Raw genomic sequence first — 317 nt, forward strand, 5'->3', positions numbered from 1 at the left:
GAAGAAGAAAAAGCACATTCAATTACAGCAATTTGGAATTTTGAAAAACAAAATTATTACTTAAAAGATTTGAAACGTTAGCTTAAAAGCTAGCGTTTTTTTATGTCTTTTTGCCCCTGCGGGAACTATAGCGTTCAACCGGCATGGTTGCCCAGTTTTCATGTTAACTTTTAAGTTTGCATGTAAATGGGCAGTGTTTAAAAAATTTATCACTGGTTTAGATCAAAAATGTGTTTTTGAAATTAGAATATATTTATTTGGCTCATATTTGTGTTTTAAGAGCTTATGTAAGTGTTTAGGTATAAAACTATATGATT

The 317-nt window shown here is 29.7% G+C and carries 1 pseudogene; it reads left to right on the forward strand.

Going from position 1 to position 317, the window contains the following annotated elements:
• Positions 1 to 81: pseudogene (locus KA814_RS13825) on the forward strand (protein rep); the annotation flags it as partial.
• Between the last annotated feature and the right edge of the window lie 236 nt (positions 82 to 317).

Source organism: Staphylococcus sp. GDY8P196P (assembly GCF_017891705.1).
Taxonomy (GTDB): Bacteria; Bacillota; Bacilli; order Staphylococcales; family Staphylococcaceae; genus Staphylococcus; species Staphylococcus ureilyticus.